A 16,066-nucleotide genomic window follows, 5' to 3' on the forward strand; every position below is an offset into this window, starting at 1 on the left:
CACGGGGCGGCCGTCCGCAGCCACACGGATGCTCGGCGCAGCGGGGTCAGTCGATCAGGTCGAACTCGACCTGATCCTGATCGCTGCACACGCTGGTGATGGAGATGGTCCACAGGTCCAGGCCGATGGTCTCCCCGATCGCGGCGTCCTCGACGGGGCGCGGCTCACCCTCACCGATCGTGACCGTCAGCTGCGCCTTGTCGCCCTCGATACCCGTCAGTTCGATGACGGGGACGTCCCCGCCGCGCTCGGGAAGCTCCGGGGTGGCCGGTGCATCGGCGCTCACCAGGTGTGCACCCTCGTGAGTGCACGGCGCGGGGGGCTCGAAGCCCTCCGGGGCCGGGGTCACCTCGATCGGCTCGACCGGTACGGCTGCCGCCGTGCGGCCCCCGCCGTCCGATGGCTCCGTGGCATCCCCGGCACCGCCCTGATCGGAGGCGTCCGCGCCGCCGTCGTCGGAGGCCACTGTGCCGTCGGTCGACGTCGGATCGGGATCCTCGCCGGTGCAGCCGGCAGCCAGCAGGGACACCGCCAGCAGGGCGCCCGCGAGGCGGACGGGTCGGGTGCTCAGGGGACGGCGCAGGAGTGCCATGGACGGGGACCTCTCGGACGGGGACTGCCTCGCGCGACCGCGAGGAGGGCCAGCGGTGGCGAGTAAGCGGCTCGGGCGAGCGATCGACTCGCACCGCCTACGCTACTGGAAGGCCCGCCGGATCCGACTCCAGGGAATCGAGGTGCACGCCCATGCCGCCACGCCATGAGGGCCCCGGCCCCCGCCCGCCCGGACCTGGCGCCCGCGCATCGGGTCCAGCATCCGGTGCGCCCGGGGCCACGCCCCGTGCGCTCGCCGGGCGCTCCGCGCCGGCCTCCCGTGTGCGGCCGGTGGACTACACCGCGGTGCCCGGCCGGCGCCCGCCGGCCGAGCTTGACGCCGCGCCCGGATCCCCGCCGGCCGAGCCGGACGCCGCGCCCGGATCCCCGTCGGCCCCACTGCCGGCATCCCGCACGCGCCCCCGCACCATCGAGCTGCCCCGGCCCCTGCCGGGCCCGCCGCCGGAGGCCGTGCACACCCTGGACGCCGCCGACGAGCGTCCCCTGCGCAGGCCGCTGCGCATCCGGGAGGAGCTGATCCGCACGGTCGGACCGACAGATCTGGACGTCGAGCAGATCGTGCTGGCCGTCGCCGACCCGGAGGAGGCCTGGACCGCCGACGCCGGCACCAGCGACCACTTCCGGCGGGGCGACGCGGTGGTGCAGGTGCGTCGGGCAGACAACACCGTGATCGGCGTGTTCCCCCTGCGCTACGCCCTTGCGGTGCGGCCGTCGGAGTACGAGCCCGCAGCGGACATCGCCGAGGACGCCGCCGGCCCCAGTGCCCGCGGGGGCCGCGGCACCCGACACCCCACCTCGCACCGGGAGCTGATGGCGCGGATGCGGGAGGCCGGCTTCGTGATCGCCCCCGGCTCCACCCACTACAGGGTCTCCCACCCGGACCATCCGGGCCTGTTCGTCCCCCTGGCCTCCACGCCCTCGGACCGCCGGTACACGCGCCACGCGGTCACGCAGATCCGGCGGGTGTTCGGCATCGACCTGCGGCGCTGACGGGCTGCTGGGTCAGGGCAAAAAGGTGCCCCGGCTCGTCCCCACGAGCCGGGGCCATCCCTTTCCCCCGCGTCACGGATAGGCGCTGCCCGCCTCCTCCTCAGTCAGCGGTGCGCTCCGGTGACGCGATGGGGAACAGTAGACGCCTCGATCCAGGAAAACCTCTGAGGCGTTGCTGTCCGTTGTCTGGGAGGGACGATGGGGGCGTTTCTCCTGCAGTCCGTGGCCCCCTCACCCCAGCGGCCCGTGGCCTCACTCCCGCGGCGGGCGGTCCTCCATGACGCTCAGCGAGGTGTGCCCGAGCGCCCGCAGCAGCTGCACCAGGCGGTCATAGGCCACCGAGCCCGCGATCGCCCGCATCACCAGGACGTCGTTCGAGGGGCCGGGATCGGGGCCTGGATCGCGGCCGGCCTGTTCGGGTGCCGGGGGCGCGCCGTCGGGCAGACGGCGCATCCAGGCCAGATCAGCCCGGGCGATCTGCTGCATCGGCGCGGCGTAGGTGAGCAGCACCTCCGGCCCGGTGGGGGCGCCCTGCTGGTCCAAGCCCTGCAGCAGCTCACTCAGGGCGCGCCGTGGCGCGGAGTCGATGTCGGGCCAGCCCAGGTGCTGCAGCAGGGGCGCGATCGACGGATGCTCGGGCACGGAGTCCCGCTGCCGCGTGGGCGGGCCGTCGTCCACGCCAAGGGTGATCGACTGGGCCTCCCGCAGCGCCCGCAGCAAGCCCTGATCGGGGTCGTCCAGGATCGCGGTGAGCCGGCGGATCCGAGCGATCGGCGCACCCACCATCTCCCGCAGCACCTGGATCAGCTGCAGGCGCTCCACATGCCCCTGCCCGTACTCCTGCCGAGTGGCGGTCACGTGCTCCCCGGGCGGCAGCAGGCCCTCTCGACGGTAGTACTTGATCGAAGCGGCAGACGTGCCGCTGACCTGCGCCAGTTCGGCAAGGAGCATCGAGACCTCCGCAGTGGGGGACGTGCGGTGCCCGCCGGCCGGGCGGGGGTGAGCCCCTCCCTTCCGGTCCCCGGGATAGTGCGAGGACCAGCAACTATCCTGATGGCGCCGCCTTGGATAGCCACACTATCGTGCGGGGCATGGACGCCTTCACACCCATCGTCATCCTCCACGCCATCGCCGCCACCTACGTGCTCGTCCTCGGCCCGCTGCAGATCCTGCGCCGACGCCGCGACCTCGCCCACCGGATCGTCGGCGTCACCTGGGTGGCAGCGATGGTGGTGGTGTGCGTGAGCAGCTTCTGGATCGCCCCCGACGGCTTCTCCTGGCTGCACGCGCTGGCGATCTGGACCCTGCTGTGCATGGTGTTCGCCATCGCCGGCATCCGGGCTCGCAACGTGCCGATCCACCGCGGGTTCATGATCGGCTCCTACCTGGGCACGCTCACGGCCTTCGCCTTCGCCGCACTCATCCCGAGCCGTCTGATCCCCCGTCTGCTGGTCAGTCAGCCCCTGGTCGCCGTGGGCACACTGCTCGGCGTCGCGGCGATCGCGCTCGTCTTCCACTTCTCGGTGGTACGGGTCGCAGGGCCCGCTCGGACGCGGTCCCGCGCGGCGATCTCACCGACCGCCTGAACCTGCAGGGCGACGCGGCCGAGGCCGGGCCGGGTCGAAGCGGACCGCGACCGGCCAGGTCGATCCGGTGTCGGGGCCCGGCTCACTGAAGTGGGAACTCCACCTCGACCCCGTTGGTGCCGACGGGATCGGCGTAGGTCAGCCTGCTGATCGTGGTGCCGGGCTCGACATCGACCCACAGGCGCGCCTCCGCCGTCTCGCCGACAGGGATCTGCGGACCGGCGGTGGTGTACTCCCCGTAGCGGATGTTCAGCTCGGTGCCGTCCTGGTCGTACACGCGGAAGTTGTCACTGGCCAGTCCGATCTCCACGTCGTTGTTGTTGGTGATCTCCACCTACGTGCCCAGGAAGATGCCGTTCTCGGGGGAGATGACGCCGTTGCTGGTCTCCAGCTCCGAGGCCTCACCGGAATCCACGAACCCCATGGTGATGGAGCTGGTGGTGCTGGTGGGATCGTCGGTCGGCTCATCGGTCGGCTCATCGGTCGGATCGTCCGCGGGGTCGTCGCTCGTCGGACCGTCGCTCGGATCATCCGTCGGCTCATCGGTCGGGTCCACCGGCTCCCCGCCCCCATCGTGCTCGAAGACTGTGCTGCAAGCCTAGGGAGAGCGGTTTGTGCGGTCGATGGGGAGTACTCCCCGTCGGCAGCGCGTCGCGGGTGGTTCGAGCGACCGTCCGTCGGCCAGACCACTCCGTGCTGGGGCCACCGCTTGCGCTCGCGCCCGGTGCACCCCGCGCGGGGAGGCGCCGCCTGGGTTGGGACTGGGACGGGTATGTGAAAACCTGGGGCGCACCACCGCCCGGACCGCCCGCAAATGGAATCCTGCCGCTGCGTCCGTCGCGACCTCGAGTCCCGTGGCGCGGACGGTGCCGAGGAGACGTCACCGATGCTCGTCAAGCTGCACGATGCGCTGAGGCTGCGCACATCCCCCACCATCTTCTTCGCCTCCGCCGGGGTGATCATCCTGTTCGTGATCGCCACGCTGGCCTTCACCGAACCCCTGGACAACGCCGTGTCCGCCGGCTCCGACTGGCTGCTGACCAACGTCGGCTGGTTCTACATCCTGGGCGTGACCGTGTTCCTGGGATTCCTGATCTTCATCGCCCTGGGGCGCTTCGGTCGGGTGAAGCTGGGGCCGGACGACGCACCGCCGGAGCACTCCGGCCCGGCCTGGTTCGCGATGCTGTTCGCCGCGGGCATCGGCTCGATCCTCATGTTCTGGGGCGTCGCCGAGCCGGTGAGCCACTTCGGCGACCCGCCGCGCGGCGAGGCGCTGGGCATCGAGCCCGGCACCTGGGAGGCGGCGCGCGAGGCCATGAACTTCACGTACTACCACTTCACCCTGCACACCTGGACGATCTTCGCCCTGCCCGCCCTGTGCTTCGCCTACTTCATCCACAAACGCAACCTGCCGCCGCGGGTGAGCTCGATCTTCCAGCCCATCCTCGGCAACCGCATCCACGGCCCGATCGGCCAGTTCATCGACGTGGTCGCGATCGTGGGCACCGTGTTCGGCGTCGCTGTCTCGATCGGCCTGGGCACCCTGCAGATCAACGGCGGCCTGAACCAGCTGTGGGGCGTGCCCGAGAGCGCCGGCTGGCAGCTGATCATCATCGGCGTGGTGGTCGGCATCGCCCTGATCTCCGTGAGCCTGGGCCTGGAGAAGGGCATCAAGGTGCTCTCCAACTTCAACATCGCCACCGCCGTGGCGCTGATGATCTTCGTGCTGGTCGCCGGAGGCTCCACGCTGTTCATCCTCAAGGGCACCATCCAGTCATTCGGCAGCTACCTGATGAACCTGCCCGAGCTCGCCCTGTGGAACGACACCTTCGCCGACACCGGCTGGCAGAACACCTGGACCGTCTTCTACTGGGCCTGGACCATCACCTGGTCACCCTTCGTGGGCATCTTCATCGCCCGCATCTCCAAGGGACGCACCATCCGCCAGTTCGTCTCCGGCGTGCTCGCCGTCCCGGCCGGCTTCTCCGTGATTTGGTTCGGTGTGTTCGGCCTGGCCAGCATCGACATCGAGCTGAACGGCGAGGGTGGCCTGGTCGAGAGGGTGGTCGAGGACGGTGACGTGCCCGGGGCACTGTTCGCGTTCCTGGAGCACTACCCGGCCGCCGGGGTGCTCTCCGTGATCGCGATCATCCTGGTGGCCATCTTCTTCGTGACCTCGGTGGACTCCGCCGCGCTGGTCACCGACACCATGGCCAACGGCCACGAGGACTTCAACCCGCTGGGCCAGCGCATCTTCTGGGCCCTGGCCATCGGCCTGGTCACCGCCACCCTGCTGGTGTTCTCCGGCACCGGCGGGCTGGAAGCGCTGGAGTCCACCATCATCCTGGTGGGCCTGCCCTTCTTCGTCATGGGCTTCTTCCAGATGTACGCCCTGTACCGGGCGCTGCAGGAGGACTCCGGTGAGCTGCCGCAGATGCGCACCCGCGAGTGGAAGAAGGTGCTGCCGCCCGAGGAGTACGAGCGCCGCCAGGACGAGGACGAGCACGACACCACCGCCGTGGTGGTCGAGCCCGAGGCCGCTGGGGACACCCCGACGATGCGGGACCCGTACCTCGAGCACGGCGATCCCAAGAAGCCGCAGGCCGGCACGCACCCGGCCCGCACCGGCAGCTCCACGCCTCGCCACCCCCGCGCCGCCGGACGCTGAGGGCCCGCCCAGGGCCTGCTGGACACCGAACTGCGCTGACCTGCGGGCCCGCTGTGGCGGGCAGCCGAGGAGACGGCGCCGGAGAGGCTGATCCTCAGATCCGCTGCTCGTGGGCGCGCGTGTCGGTGGTGCTCTGCTCGACGGCGGGTGTTGCCGCAGTGCGACGGTAGAACGCTGCCAGCATCGCGCCGGAGAGGTTGTGCCAGATGGAGAACACGGCGGCCGGGAGGGCGGCCACCGGGCTGAAGTAGGCGGCGGCGAGCGTCGCGGCCAGGCCCGAGTTCTGCATGCCCACCTCGATGGAGGTGGTGCGGGAAGCGCGCACGGGCTGGCGCAGCACGCGGGCGAACCAGTAGCCGATCAGGTAGCCCAACCCATTGTGCAGGATCACGGCCAGCAGCACCAGGGCCCCGGCCTCCACCACCTTCTCGGCGCTGCCGCTGACCACGGCGAGCACCACCAGCGAGATGCCGGCCACGCTCACCCACGGCAGGATCGGCAGGATCACATCGACGATCCTCGAGAACAGCAGGCGCAGCACCAGGCCCGCGATCACGGGGATCAGCACCATCTTCACGATGTCCAGCGCCATCGGACCGGCCTCGATCGGCAGGTAGGCGCCGGCCAGCCACAGCGCCAGCAGCGGGGTCAGCAGCGGTGCCAGCAGGGTGGAGATGGAGGTCATGGCCACCGACAGGGCGGTGTCGGCCTTGGCCAGGTAGGTGATGACGTTGGAGCTGGTGCCGCCGGGCGCACACCCCACCAGGATCAGGCCGGCCGCCAGCTCGGGGGAGAGCTGCAGCAGCGTGGCGACGCCGAGGGCCACCAGCGGCATCACCAGGTACTGGGCGACCACGCCGATCAGCACCGGCAGGGGCCTGCGCACCACCAGTGCGAAGTCCGGAATGGTGAGGGTCAATCCCATCCCGAACATGATCACGCCCAGGAACACCGGCACGTAGGAGGCGATCGACTGGCCGGCGGCCGGGACGAAGAAGCCCAGCGCGGCCGCAGCCAGGATCAGGGCAGGGAACACCGTCACGGCGATGCGTGCGGAGCGGTCCTCCCGCTTCTGGGCGGCCGGGTCCTTGGGGGCCGACGGGTCACGGCCGACGAACCCGCGACCAGCGGAGCCAGGATCGACGGGGCCAGGATCGGCCGTACCGCTATCGGCGCTGGCGACCGGGCCAGTGCTGGAGGTGTTGCGGTCGGCGTCAGCAGCGGGGGACGAGGAGGGGGTGCGGGGATCGTTCACGCGCGAACCCTACGACCCTAGGCTCATCATGTGCGACTCCGTCTCACAAACTGATCTCCGGCGCGCTCAGTCCTGCGAGGCGCGCTGCCGGGCGGGCACCGGCCACTCGTGCACGGGCATGCCGGAGTCCACGCCCTCGCGGTACAGCCGCGTCATCGATGCCAGTGCCTCTGCGCGATCAGCCCCGCGCACCTCCAGGGAGGTCACCGTGTCGATCTGCCAGCGGGCGCCGTTGCGGCCGGTGCGGGCGCGGCCCCGCAGCACCTCGCCGTAGCGCTCCACCACCTCGGCGTCGGCCCCCAGGTCCCGCAGGCCCTCCACCGCCTGGGGGATCAGCTGCTCCAGCAGAAGGTCCGCCACCCGCACCCGGCCGATGCGGGGCCACCTCACGCGGGCCTCCAGGCCCCAGCGAGCGCACTGCTGGAACGACTCGTCGGCCTGTTCGAAGCTCATCCGCGACCACAGCGGGCGCCGCTCGTGCATCAGGGTGTGGATCAGTCCGTAGAAGAACGCTGCGTTGGCGGCCATGTCGATCGGCGTCGGTCCCGCGGGCAGCAGGCGGTTCTCCAGCCGCAGGTGCGGCACCTCGGTGCCCGGGTCGTAGATTGGCCGGTTCCAGCGCCACACCGTGCCGTTGTGCAGCATCAGCTCGTGCAGGCGAGGGGAGGCGCCCGCGGTCAGCAACGGCTCCTCGGTCATCGTGCGGGACTCCGGGATCAGTGCCGGGAACAGCCGCACGTTCTCCTCGAACAGGTCGAACATCGAGGTGATCCAGCGCTCCCCGAACCACACCCGCGGTCGCACTCCCTGCGCCGCGTATTCCGGAGGACGGCTGTCCAGGGCCTGCATGAACGTGGGCACCCGGGTCTCGTGCCACAGGCGCCTGCCCATCAGGTACGGGGAGTTCGCGGCCAGAGCCAGCTGGGGCCCGGCCATCGCCTGGGCGGCGTTCCACCCAGCGGCGAACTGCTCCGGCGGCACCTGCAGGTGCAGCTGCAGCGAGGTGCAGGCGGCCTCCGCGCCGATCGAGTCGAAGGTGGCGTCCAGGCCCTTGCCCTCGCCGTCGATCCGCAGCTGGATCTCCTCGCCGCGGGCCTGCATCACGCTGTTCTCCAGCGCCTCGTAGCGCGCACCCGGAGAGCGCCACTGCGAGTCGGAGAACAGGTCCTCGGTGATGGTGGGCAGGTGGCCGATGGGGATCACCCGCGCGCCGTGCTGCTGCGCGGTGGCATCCGCCCGGGCCAGCAGGGCGGTGAGGTTGTCCTCCAGCTCCCGCAGGCCGCTGCCCGCGGGGTGGGTGACCGGCAGGTTCACCTCGAGGTTGAAGCGGCCGATCTCATGGACGTACTGCTCGTCGTCGAGACCCTCCAGGATCTCATCCACCAGCAGGGCCGGGCTCATGTCGGTGATGGAGGCCAGGTTCATCTCCAGCTCCACACCAACGGTCCCCTCGTCCACGAACTCCGCCGTGTCCAGGAAGGTCTCGAACAGGTCCAGGTTGCGGCGCAGCTCCCGGCGGTACCGGGTGCGCTGGGAGCGGGTGTACTCCTTGGCGGCGATCTCTTGGCCCATGGCTGGTTCCTCCCGCGGTTCAAGGTCGCGGCCCGACGCAGAGCGCCGACCCGCTGCGCACCGAGTCTATGCGTCAACCAGGCAGGGGCGGAGGGCCGAGGCGACCGATCGGACAGCGGTGCGGGCCGCCGGGGCGGGGCCCTGCAGCCTGGGGCTTCCCGCCCGTCGCGGTCCGCCGAACTATGCTTCCGGCGTGGACACGACGACCCTGAACGCCGACCCCGCCTCCACGGACCCCTCAGCGAGCACCCCGCCCACCAAGGCGGTTATCCTCGCGCGTGGGCTCGGGACAAGGATGCGCCGGGCCGACGACAGCGCCCACCTCGATGAGAAGCAGGCGCAGAGGGCTGCCAGCGGGGTCAAGGCGCTCATCGACGTGGGGCGTCCCTTCCTGGACTACGTGATCTCCGTGCTGGCCGATGCCGGCATCACCGAGGTGTGCCTGGTGATCGGCCCCGAGCACGATGCCCTGCGGGAGTACGCGGGCGCCATCAGCGGAGGGCGCGTTCAGGTCACCACTGCCGTGCAGGCTGAGCCGCGCGGCACCGCCGACGCCGTGGCCGCCGCCCGCGAGTTCGCCGGCGCCGACCGCGTGGTGGTGCTGAACTCCGACAACTACTACCCGCTGGAGTCGCTGCGCGCTCTGGTCGCAGCCCCCGGCAACGCCCTGGTCGGCTTCGACCGAGCCGCCCTGGTGGAGCGCTCCAACATCCCCGCCGACCGCATCGCCGCCTTCGCGCTGGTGGCCACCGACGAGGCCGGCCACCTCACCGACATCGTGGAGAAGCCCGACGCGGCCACCCTCACCGCCTACGGGCAGGACGCCCCGGTGTCCATGAACGCCTGGCTGTTCACTCCCGCCGTCTTCGACGCCTGCGACCGGGTGGAGCCCTCCTCCCGCGGCGAGCTGGAGATCATCGACGCGGTGCGCACGCTGGCCTCCGAGGGCCACCCCGTCACCGTGGTGCCCGCTGCCGTGGGCGTGCTGGACATGTCCTCCCGCGGGGACGTGGCCGCCGTGCAGCAGGCCCTGGCCGGCGTCGAGGTCGTGCTGTGAGCGCAGCGCCCGGAACTGCCGCGCTCAGCCACCACGGCCCCGTCGGCGACCCGCAGCCCGCCCGTATCGAACCTGCTGGGGAGGAGAGGGGCGTGCACGGCCTGCTGTCCTCCCGGGCTGAGCCCCGCCAGCAGACGGCCTGGTTCGTGCCCGGTCGCATCGAGGTGCTGGGCAAGCATACCGACTACGCAGGCGGCCGCTCCCTGCTGGCCGCCGTGGACCGTGGCCACACCGTCACCACCCGCCGCCGCGAGGACCGCCTGATCGTAGTGACCTCCGGCGCCGCCGAGGACGAGGTCGTGCTGGACCTCGACGATCCCGGATCGCGACGCGAGGACGACGGCTCCGGGCACTGGGGCGGGTACGTGCGCACCGTGGTGGAGCGACTGGATGCCAACTTCCCCGGGCGACTGGTGGGGGCGGACATCTCCATCACCTCCACCCTGCCGCTGGCGGCCGGCATGTCCAGCTCCTCGGCCCTGGTGGTGGGGCTGGCCCTGGCCCTGATCGACCTCACCGGCATCGCCGCCGAACCCGCGTTCCGCGCCGCGATCACCACCCCCGAGCAGCTCGGCGAGTACCTGGGCACCGTGGAGAACGGACAGACCTACGGCAGCCTGGGCGGGCATCGCGGCGTGGGCACCTTCGGTGGCAGTGAGGACCACACCTCGATGCTGTGCGGCCGCGCCGACGCGCTGGTGCAGTACTCCTTCTGCCCCGTGCGCCACGAGCGCACCGTCACGTTCCCGCAGGACCTCGCCCTGGTCGTGGCGGTCTCCGGTATCGACGCCGCGAAGACCGGCGCCGCGCGCGACGCCTACAACCGGGTGTCCCTGGCCGCCTGGGAGCTGATCGACCGCTGGCGTGTGGACACCGGTCGCCGCGACGACCGGGTGCTGGCCGATGCCCTCGCCTCCGGCCCGGCCGCCCGTAGGCGACTGGTCGAGTACGCGGGAGATGACGCGTACCTGCGCGGTCGCCTCGAGCAGTTCATCGCCGAGTCCGAGCGCCTGGTGCCTGCCGCCGCGATCGCCCTGGAGGAGGGCGACCTGGAAGAGCTGGGCCGCCTGGTGGACGAGTCCCAGCGCGGCGCCGAGGACGGACTGGGCAACCAGGTCCCCGAGACGGTCGACCTCCAGCGCACCGCCCGAGAGCTGGGCGCCCACGCCGCCAGCGCCTTCGGTGCCGGGTTCGGCGGCAGCGTGTGGGCCCTGGTGCCCACCGAGACGGCCGAGCAGTTCGCCCAGCAGTGGCTGGACCTGTACCGCACCCGCCACCCGCATGCCGCCGGCCGCGCCTCCGTGCTGGTCACCCGCCCCGGCTCCTGCGCGCACCAGGTCGACGTGCAGGCCGGCTGAGCCCGCGCCGGGATCAGAATCGAGCGCGGGTGTGTCAGCATGACGGCATGACCTCTCCTGTGCCGCCCTCGTCCCTGTCCTGGCCCACCGGCGCCGCCGTGCTCCCCGTCTCACAGGTGCGCCCCGTGCTGGAACGCCTGGAGTCCCTGGCCCGCACCAATCCGCGCGACCTCACCTGGATCCCGGGCCTGGCGCAGGAGGACGGCGAGATCTCCGCCGATCCGCCCCCCGCCCTCGAGCAGATCGTTGATGAGTTCGGCGGGATCGCGGTGCACGGCCGGCGAGACCTGGACCTGCTGATCGACGAGCGTGGCGACATCGGCCCGTACACGATGCTGGGTGAGGCGACCAGCTACTACCCCCTGTACGAGGGATCGGACGTGGCGGTCGTACTGACCCTCGATGAGGATGGCACCCCCGGTGCCGTGTACGGCATCGGCGAGGACCTCGCCCTGCGCCTGGCCGCGCTGGACCTCCCCTCCTACCTGCAGCGCTACGCCGACGCCCTGGAGGCAGCGGTCTCGGGGATCGACGCGCGGCTGCGGGAGCTGTACGACGAGGACGCCCTGGAGGATGAGGAGCTGCGGGCCGATGTGGGCGAGCAGCTGCTGGATGCGCAGCTGTACGCCGCGATCCTCGGCATGGGCGAGCAGGACGATGCGGCTGCGGTGCCGCTGCGGCCCCTCGGAGGCGATGCGGTGGCCGATCCGCTGCCAGCCGGCGGCCCCGCGGCCGACGGCTCGGGGGCGGCCGATGGCCATCCTGGCTCAGCCTCCGAGAACGCCCCCGCTGGTGCCGTCGCTGTCGTCGATCTGCGCGGCGCGGCCCCCGGCGCCATGGTGGACGTGATGGACGCCGATCTGCCCGGAGACCCGTTGGGGCAGCAGGTGGAGTGGCGCGACGGCGGCCTGTTGGTCTACGTCGTCGCCGAGTAGCCACCGTCGCCCGTGCGCTCCCACAGGGCGCGCAGCAGCCTCTCGTCCAGGTCGTCCAGCCGTGAGCGCTCCTCGCGCTCCGGGTGAGGGCCGTGTACCTCGCGGTGCAGCTGCTCCATGCGGCGGTCCAGCTGATCGGCCACGGTGGCCGCATCGGCCAGGCTCTGGGCCAGATGGTCCGGCACCTGCCCGTCGTACTTGTAGTAGATCTTGTGCTCGAGGCTGGCCCAGAAGTCCATCGCGATGGTGCGGATCTGCACCTCCACCGTGGTGGGCACCGGCCCGGTGCTCAAAAACACCGGGATCCGGATGATCGCGTGCAGCGACTTGTACCCGTTGGGCTTGGGCTGGGCGATGTAGTCCTTCACCGTGACCAGCTCGATGTCCGTCTGTGAGACCAGATGCTCCAGCACCGTAAAGGTGTCGGCGATGAAGCTGCAGGTGATCCGCACCCCGCCGATGTCGGTGATCCCCTGCCGGATCGCCTCGGGGGTGAGGTCGATTCCGCGGCGCATCGCCTTGTCCAGAATGCTGGCCGGGGACTTCACCCGTGAGGTCACGTGCTCGATCGGGTTGTAGCGGTGCAGGTGCAGGAACTCCTGCCGGAGGATCTCGATCTTGGTGAGCACCTCGTCCACAGCGAACCCGTACTCCATCTGCATCCGAACGAACTGCTCGCGCAGGCGCTGCAAGCGCGCCAGCGTCTCGGGATCCGGCATGCCGCGGCGCTGGGCGAGAGATGGCGACTGCTGCGGGGTGGACACGGGGCGAACTCCTGGTGACGGCGAGGGCAAGACTTCGCTGACGATGCTCAGGGAATACCTCAGTCTCCCAGCCCCGACCGTGTGTGAGCAGGGCTTTTCAGGCTCTTCGCAGTTGAGGGTGTAGCGGACGTCGCTGAGGAGTCGGCGCGTCGGTGAGCGGATAGGGGTCGAGGTCTTCCCGGTGGGTTGCGTCAGAACTCCCATCATCGGAGGACCTCGACCCCTATCCCACGAGCGACGCGCCCACGACCTCTACACCCTCAACTGCGAAGAGCCGCGGACGTTCACCGTGCGCGAGTTCGCCCGGCTTTCCGCAGCTGTCGACCCTGCTGAGCTGGACGCTGCGGCGGGCCCGGACGCGCGACCTGCGGAACGGCTCGCTGCACTGGTGCCGCTTGCCTCGCGCGAGCGGGCGCAGGTGCCGGCCAAGCTGGACGACATCGTCGACCCGTACCGGCGGCCGGACGAGGTGTACGAGGAGTCGTTCGCTCAGCTGACGGAGGCGGTGCGGAGGATCGCGCAGGTGGTGCTGGGCGTGCGGACGTCCTGACATACGAAGGACGCGAAACCGGGCTCGCCGACCGCTTCCGTCTCAGGCGCCCGGTCCCGCAGCCAGCTCTGCGGTGGACCGGCGAACCACGAGGTGCGCGGGGACGACGGCGACCGCGGGTCGATGGCCATCGCCAGCGGCCGGCGCCCCGACGACGTCCATGAGCAGTTGCACGGCCAGCTCCCCCGCCCGCCGGGTCGGGCCGTGGACGGTGGTGAGCGCCGGCGCCGTGACATCGGCGATCGTGTCGTCGCATCCGATGACGGACACCGTCTCGGGGACCGCGACGCCCGCGTCCGCGAACCCGACGAGCAGGCCCTGGGCGAGTGCGTCGTCGAAGGCAACGACCGCCGTCGCGCCGGCGGCGAGCACCTCGGCGGCGGCGGCGTGCCCCGCCTCCTGGCTCGGTCGCCGGTGCGGCAGCACGGTGAGCCGCAGGCCCAGCTCCGCCGCGCCGGCGCGCAGGGCACGCTCCCGCTGACCGTTGGACCACGACGTCGCCGGTCCGGAGGCATAGGCGACGCTGCGGTGCCCCAGGCCCGCGAGGTGCTCCAGCGCCTGGCGCATGCCGGGCGCCGAGTCGATGAGCACGTGCGGCAGCTCGGAGATGTCCCGGTTGACGAGCACGAGGGGGCGCCGGCGGCCCACCTCCACGATCTGGTCGGCGCTCATCCGGGACGAGACGAGGATGACGCCGTCGGTCTGGGCGCCCAGCTGCTCGACCAGCCCCGGCTCGTTCGCCGGGTCCTCATCGCTGTCGGCGATGACCGTGGTCAGCCCGTGCGCGGCGGCCGCGGCCTGCGCTGCTCTGATCAGCGGCGGGAAGAAGGCGTTGGCGATGTCCGGCACGACCAGCCCGATCGCGCCGCGCCGGCCCGAGCGCAGACCCCGGGCGTAGACGTCGGCGACGTACCCCAGCTCACTGGCCGCCGCGCGCACGCGCTCCACGGTCTCCGGGGCGAGCAGCTCCGGACGGGTGAAGGCCCGCGAGACCGTCGACGGCGAGACGCCGGCACGGTCCGCGACGAGGCGCAGGGTCGGTCGTCGTCGAACGCTCACAGGCCGCACTGTAGTCCTTGACATGCAAACGTTTGCATGGCAATGTCAGCGGCATCACTCGGACAAGGAGGTCAGCATGGGTGTTCTGGACTGGGCCGTGATCGTGGCCTACTTCTTCGTCATGGTCTGGATCGGGCTGTGGGCCAAGTCCCGCATCTCCGACTCCAGGGACTTCTTCACCGCCGGCGGGCGGATGCCGTGGTGGCTCTCCGGCATCTCCCACCACATGTCCGGCTACTCGGCCGCCGTCTTCGTCGGCTACGCCGCGATCGCCTACGACGAGGGCTTCGTGCTGTACGTCTGGTGGGCGCTGGGCATCACCTTCGCCGTCACGCTCGGCGCCTTCCTCTTCGCCCCCCGCTGGCCCCGCCTGCGGCAGCGCCTGGGCATCATCTCCCCGCTGGAGTACCTCAAGATCCGCTACAACCTGCCCACCCAGCAGCTGCTGGCGTGGAGCGGCACGGCGCTGAAGGTCTTCGACGTCGGCGCCAAGTGGACCGCCATGGGCATCCTGCTCAACGTCTTCGCCGGCGTCCCGCTGGTCTGGGGCATCCTGCTCACCGGCAGCGTCACGCTCTTCTACTCCACGATCGGTGGGATCTGGGCCGACGCGCTCACCGACTTCGGGCAGTTCGTCATCCAGCTCGTCGCCGGCGTCGTCATGTTCTTCGTCGCGGTCTCCGCGCTGGGCGGGGTCTCCTCCATCTGGACGATGTGGGACGACCTGCCCGAGGGCAACGCCGGGTTCTTCAACGGCCAGTACACCGCCCTGTTCGTCGCCGTCTACCTGCTCATCAACACCCTGAGCTACAACGGCGGCACGTGGAACCTGGCCCAGCGGTACATCTCCTCCCCCTCGGGGAGCACGGCGCGCAAGGCCGCGTTCCTCTCCGCCGGGCTCTACCTGTTCTGGCCGCTCGTCCTGTTCTTCCCGATGTGGGCCGCCCCGATCCTGCTGCCCAACCTGGAGGACACCAGCCAGTCCTACGCGCTGCTCACCCTGGAGCTGCTGCCCGCCGGCCTCGTCGGGCTGGTTCTCGCCGGTCTGTTCTCCCACACGATGGCGATGACCGGCTCGGACGCGAACGCGATCTCCGCCGTCGTCACCCGCGACATCATCCCGGCGCTGCGCCGCGGCGCCACCGCGCTGAGCGAGCGGACCGAGCTCACCGTGGGGCGGATCGCGGTGTTCACCTTCATCGCGCTGTCCATGGTCATCGCGCTGACGGCGGACAACTTCGGCGGCGTGCTCGGGCTGATCATCACCTGGTTCGGCGGGCTCGTCGGCCCGATCGCGATCCCGATGCTGCTCGGCATGCTCCCCGCCTTCAAGCGCTGCGGGCCGGGCGCCGCGATCAGCTCCTGGGCCGTGGGCCTGGCGGTGTTCGTGCTGACCAACTTCGTGTTCAAGTCCTCCCTCCAGGAGCTGTCCCCCGACCAGGTCACCGCCGTGAGCGTCGGTGGGCCGGTGGTCTGCGCGCTCATCACCTTCCTCGTCGTCGGCCTGGTCAAGCCCTGGCGCAACGACGCCGCGTACGCGCTCGTCGACTCCCTCGACGGGGACCTCGACGAGGCGAGCATCGCGCGGCTCGAGCAGGAGCGGCGTGCGGGCCGTGTCTGACTCGCGCCCGGCTCACGCCGTGGCCGCCCCCCCCACCCC

16 protein-coding genes are annotated in these 16,066 nt (G+C 71.1%); 8 read left to right on the forward strand and 8 right to left on the reverse strand.

The window, feature by feature from the left end; genetic code table 11:
* Nucleotides 1-46 precede the first annotated feature (46 nt).
* Nucleotides 47-592, reverse strand: a complete 546-nt coding sequence (locus tag M3B01_RS09665) for a hypothetical protein (protein WP_259791653.1) — start codon at nucleotides 590-592, stop codon at nucleotides 47-49.
* 152 nt (nucleotides 593-744) lie between these two features.
* Here M3B01_RS09665 and M3B01_RS09670 point away from each other — a divergent pair, with 152 nt between their 5' ends.
* Complete coding sequence (locus tag M3B01_RS09670; RefSeq protein WP_259791656.1) at nucleotides 745-1,602, forward strand: hypothetical protein; 858 nt, start codon at nucleotides 745-747, stop codon at nucleotides 1,600-1,602.
* Nucleotides 1,603-1,854: 252 nt separating this feature from the next.
* Here M3B01_RS09670 and M3B01_RS09675 read toward each other — a convergent pair whose 3' ends face one another.
* On the reverse strand, nucleotides 1,855-2,553 hold the full coding sequence (locus M3B01_RS09675; protein ID WP_259791659.1) for a MerR family transcriptional regulator: 699 nt from the start codon (nucleotides 2,551-2,553) through the stop codon (nucleotides 1,855-1,857).
* Nucleotides 2,554-2,693: 140 nt separating this feature from the next.
* On the opposite strand from M3B01_RS09675, the gene M3B01_RS09680 reads away from it, so the two are divergent.
* Nucleotides 2,694-3,188: a DUF2306 domain-containing protein gene (locus M3B01_RS09680; RefSeq protein WP_259791662.1), complete on the forward strand. Its 495-nt coding sequence runs from the start codon at nucleotides 2,694-2,696 to the stop codon at nucleotides 3,186-3,188.
* 82 nt (nucleotides 3,189-3,270) lie between these two features.
* Here the strand turns inward: M3B01_RS09680 and M3B01_RS09685 are convergent, their stop codons facing one another.
* Nucleotides 3,271-3,522 carry a hypothetical protein gene (locus tag M3B01_RS09685; RefSeq protein WP_259791664.1) on the reverse strand — a complete coding sequence of 84 codons (252 nt, stop codon included), beginning with the start codon at nucleotides 3,520-3,522 and terminating at the stop codon, nucleotides 3,271-3,273.
* The gene (locus M3B01_RS14645; RefSeq protein ID WP_311203217.1) at nucleotides 3,523-3,744 is read right to left on the reverse strand and encodes a hypothetical protein; all 222 of its coding nucleotides are present in this window, start codon (nucleotides 3,742-3,744) and stop codon (nucleotides 3,523-3,525) included.
* Between the two features lie 330 nt (nucleotides 3,745-4,074).
* Here M3B01_RS14645 and M3B01_RS09695 point away from each other — a divergent pair, with 330 nt between their 5' ends.
* Entirely contained in the window at nucleotides 4,075-5,856 is a 1,782-nt protein-coding gene (locus M3B01_RS09695) for a BCCT family transporter (protein ID WP_259791666.1), read from the forward strand.
* Between the two features lie 94 nt (nucleotides 5,857-5,950).
* On the opposite strand, the gene M3B01_RS09700 is transcribed toward M3B01_RS09695, so the two are convergent.
* Together M3B01_RS09700 and M3B01_RS09705 are read right to left on the reverse strand one after the other, a co-directional pair.
* Nucleotides 5,951-6,904 (reverse strand): bile acid:sodium symporter family protein, encoded by a 954-nt coding sequence (locus tag M3B01_RS09700; protein ID WP_259791686.1) that lies wholly within the window; start codon nucleotides 6,902-6,904, stop codon nucleotides 5,951-5,953.
* Between the two features lie 273 nt (nucleotides 6,905-7,177).
* Nucleotides 7,178-8,683, reverse strand: coding sequence for a glutamate--cysteine ligase (locus tag M3B01_RS09705; RefSeq protein WP_259791669.1), 1,506 nt, complete (start codon nucleotides 8,681-8,683; stop codon nucleotides 7,178-7,180).
* Nucleotides 8,684-8,876: 193 nt separating this feature from the next.
* Between M3B01_RS09705 and M3B01_RS09710 the strand changes: the two genes are divergently transcribed.
* Genes M3B01_RS09710 through M3B01_RS09720 form a run of 3 tightly spaced genes read left to right on the forward strand, consistent with a single transcriptional unit; the run spans nucleotide 8,877 to nucleotide 12,033 of the window.
* Nucleotides 8,877-9,740, forward strand: coding sequence for a nucleotidyltransferase family protein (locus tag M3B01_RS09710; RefSeq protein ID WP_259791671.1), 864 nt, complete (start codon nucleotides 8,877-8,879; stop codon nucleotides 9,738-9,740).
* Complete coding sequence (locus tag M3B01_RS09715; RefSeq protein ID WP_259791674.1) at nucleotides 9,737-11,098, forward strand: galactokinase family protein; 1,362 nt, start codon at nucleotides 9,737-9,739, stop codon at nucleotides 11,096-11,098. Before M3B01_RS09710 ends, M3B01_RS09715 begins: the two co-directional genes overlap by 4 nt.
* A 47-nt stretch (nucleotides 11,099-11,145) precedes the next feature.
* Nucleotides 11,146-12,033 (forward strand): hypothetical protein, encoded by an 888-nt coding sequence (locus M3B01_RS09720; protein WP_259791676.1) that lies wholly within the window; start codon nucleotides 11,146-11,148, stop codon nucleotides 12,031-12,033.
* Here M3B01_RS09720 and M3B01_RS09725 read toward each other — a convergent pair.
* A complete protein-coding gene (locus tag M3B01_RS09725; RefSeq protein WP_259791678.1) occupies nucleotides 12,015-12,797 on the reverse strand; it encodes a GTP pyrophosphokinase family protein in 783 nt (260 codons plus the stop codon). The two genes, M3B01_RS09720 and M3B01_RS09725, sit on opposite strands and share 19 nt — an antisense overlap.
* 289 nt (nucleotides 12,798-13,086) lie before the next feature.
* Between M3B01_RS09725 and M3B01_RS09730 the strand changes: the two genes are divergently transcribed.
* Nucleotides 13,087-13,347, forward strand: coding sequence for a hypothetical protein (locus tag M3B01_RS09730; RefSeq protein WP_259791680.1), 261 nt, complete (start codon nucleotides 13,087-13,089; stop codon nucleotides 13,345-13,347).
* 42 nt (nucleotides 13,348-13,389) lie between these two features.
* On the opposite strand, the gene M3B01_RS09735 is transcribed toward M3B01_RS09730, so the two are convergent.
* On the reverse strand, nucleotides 13,390-14,406 hold the full coding sequence (locus tag M3B01_RS09735; protein ID WP_259791682.1) for a LacI family DNA-binding transcriptional regulator: 1,017 nt from the start codon (nucleotides 14,404-14,406) through the stop codon (nucleotides 13,390-13,392).
* Nucleotides 14,407-14,482: 76 nt separating this feature from the next.
* On the opposite strand from M3B01_RS09735, the gene M3B01_RS09740 reads away from it, so the two are divergent.
* Nucleotides 14,483-16,027 carry a sodium:solute symporter family protein gene (locus M3B01_RS09740; protein WP_259791684.1) on the forward strand — a complete coding sequence of 515 codons (1,545 nt, stop codon included), beginning with the start codon at nucleotides 14,483-14,485 and terminating at the stop codon, nucleotides 16,025-16,027.
* The last annotated feature ends 39 nt before the right edge of the window (nucleotides 16,028-16,066 follow it).

The sequence above is a fragment of the Brachybacterium sp. p3-SID957 genome (assembly GCF_025144775.1).
Taxonomy (GTDB): domain Bacteria; phylum Actinomycetota; class Actinomycetes; order Actinomycetales; family Dermabacteraceae; genus Brachybacterium; species Brachybacterium epidermidis.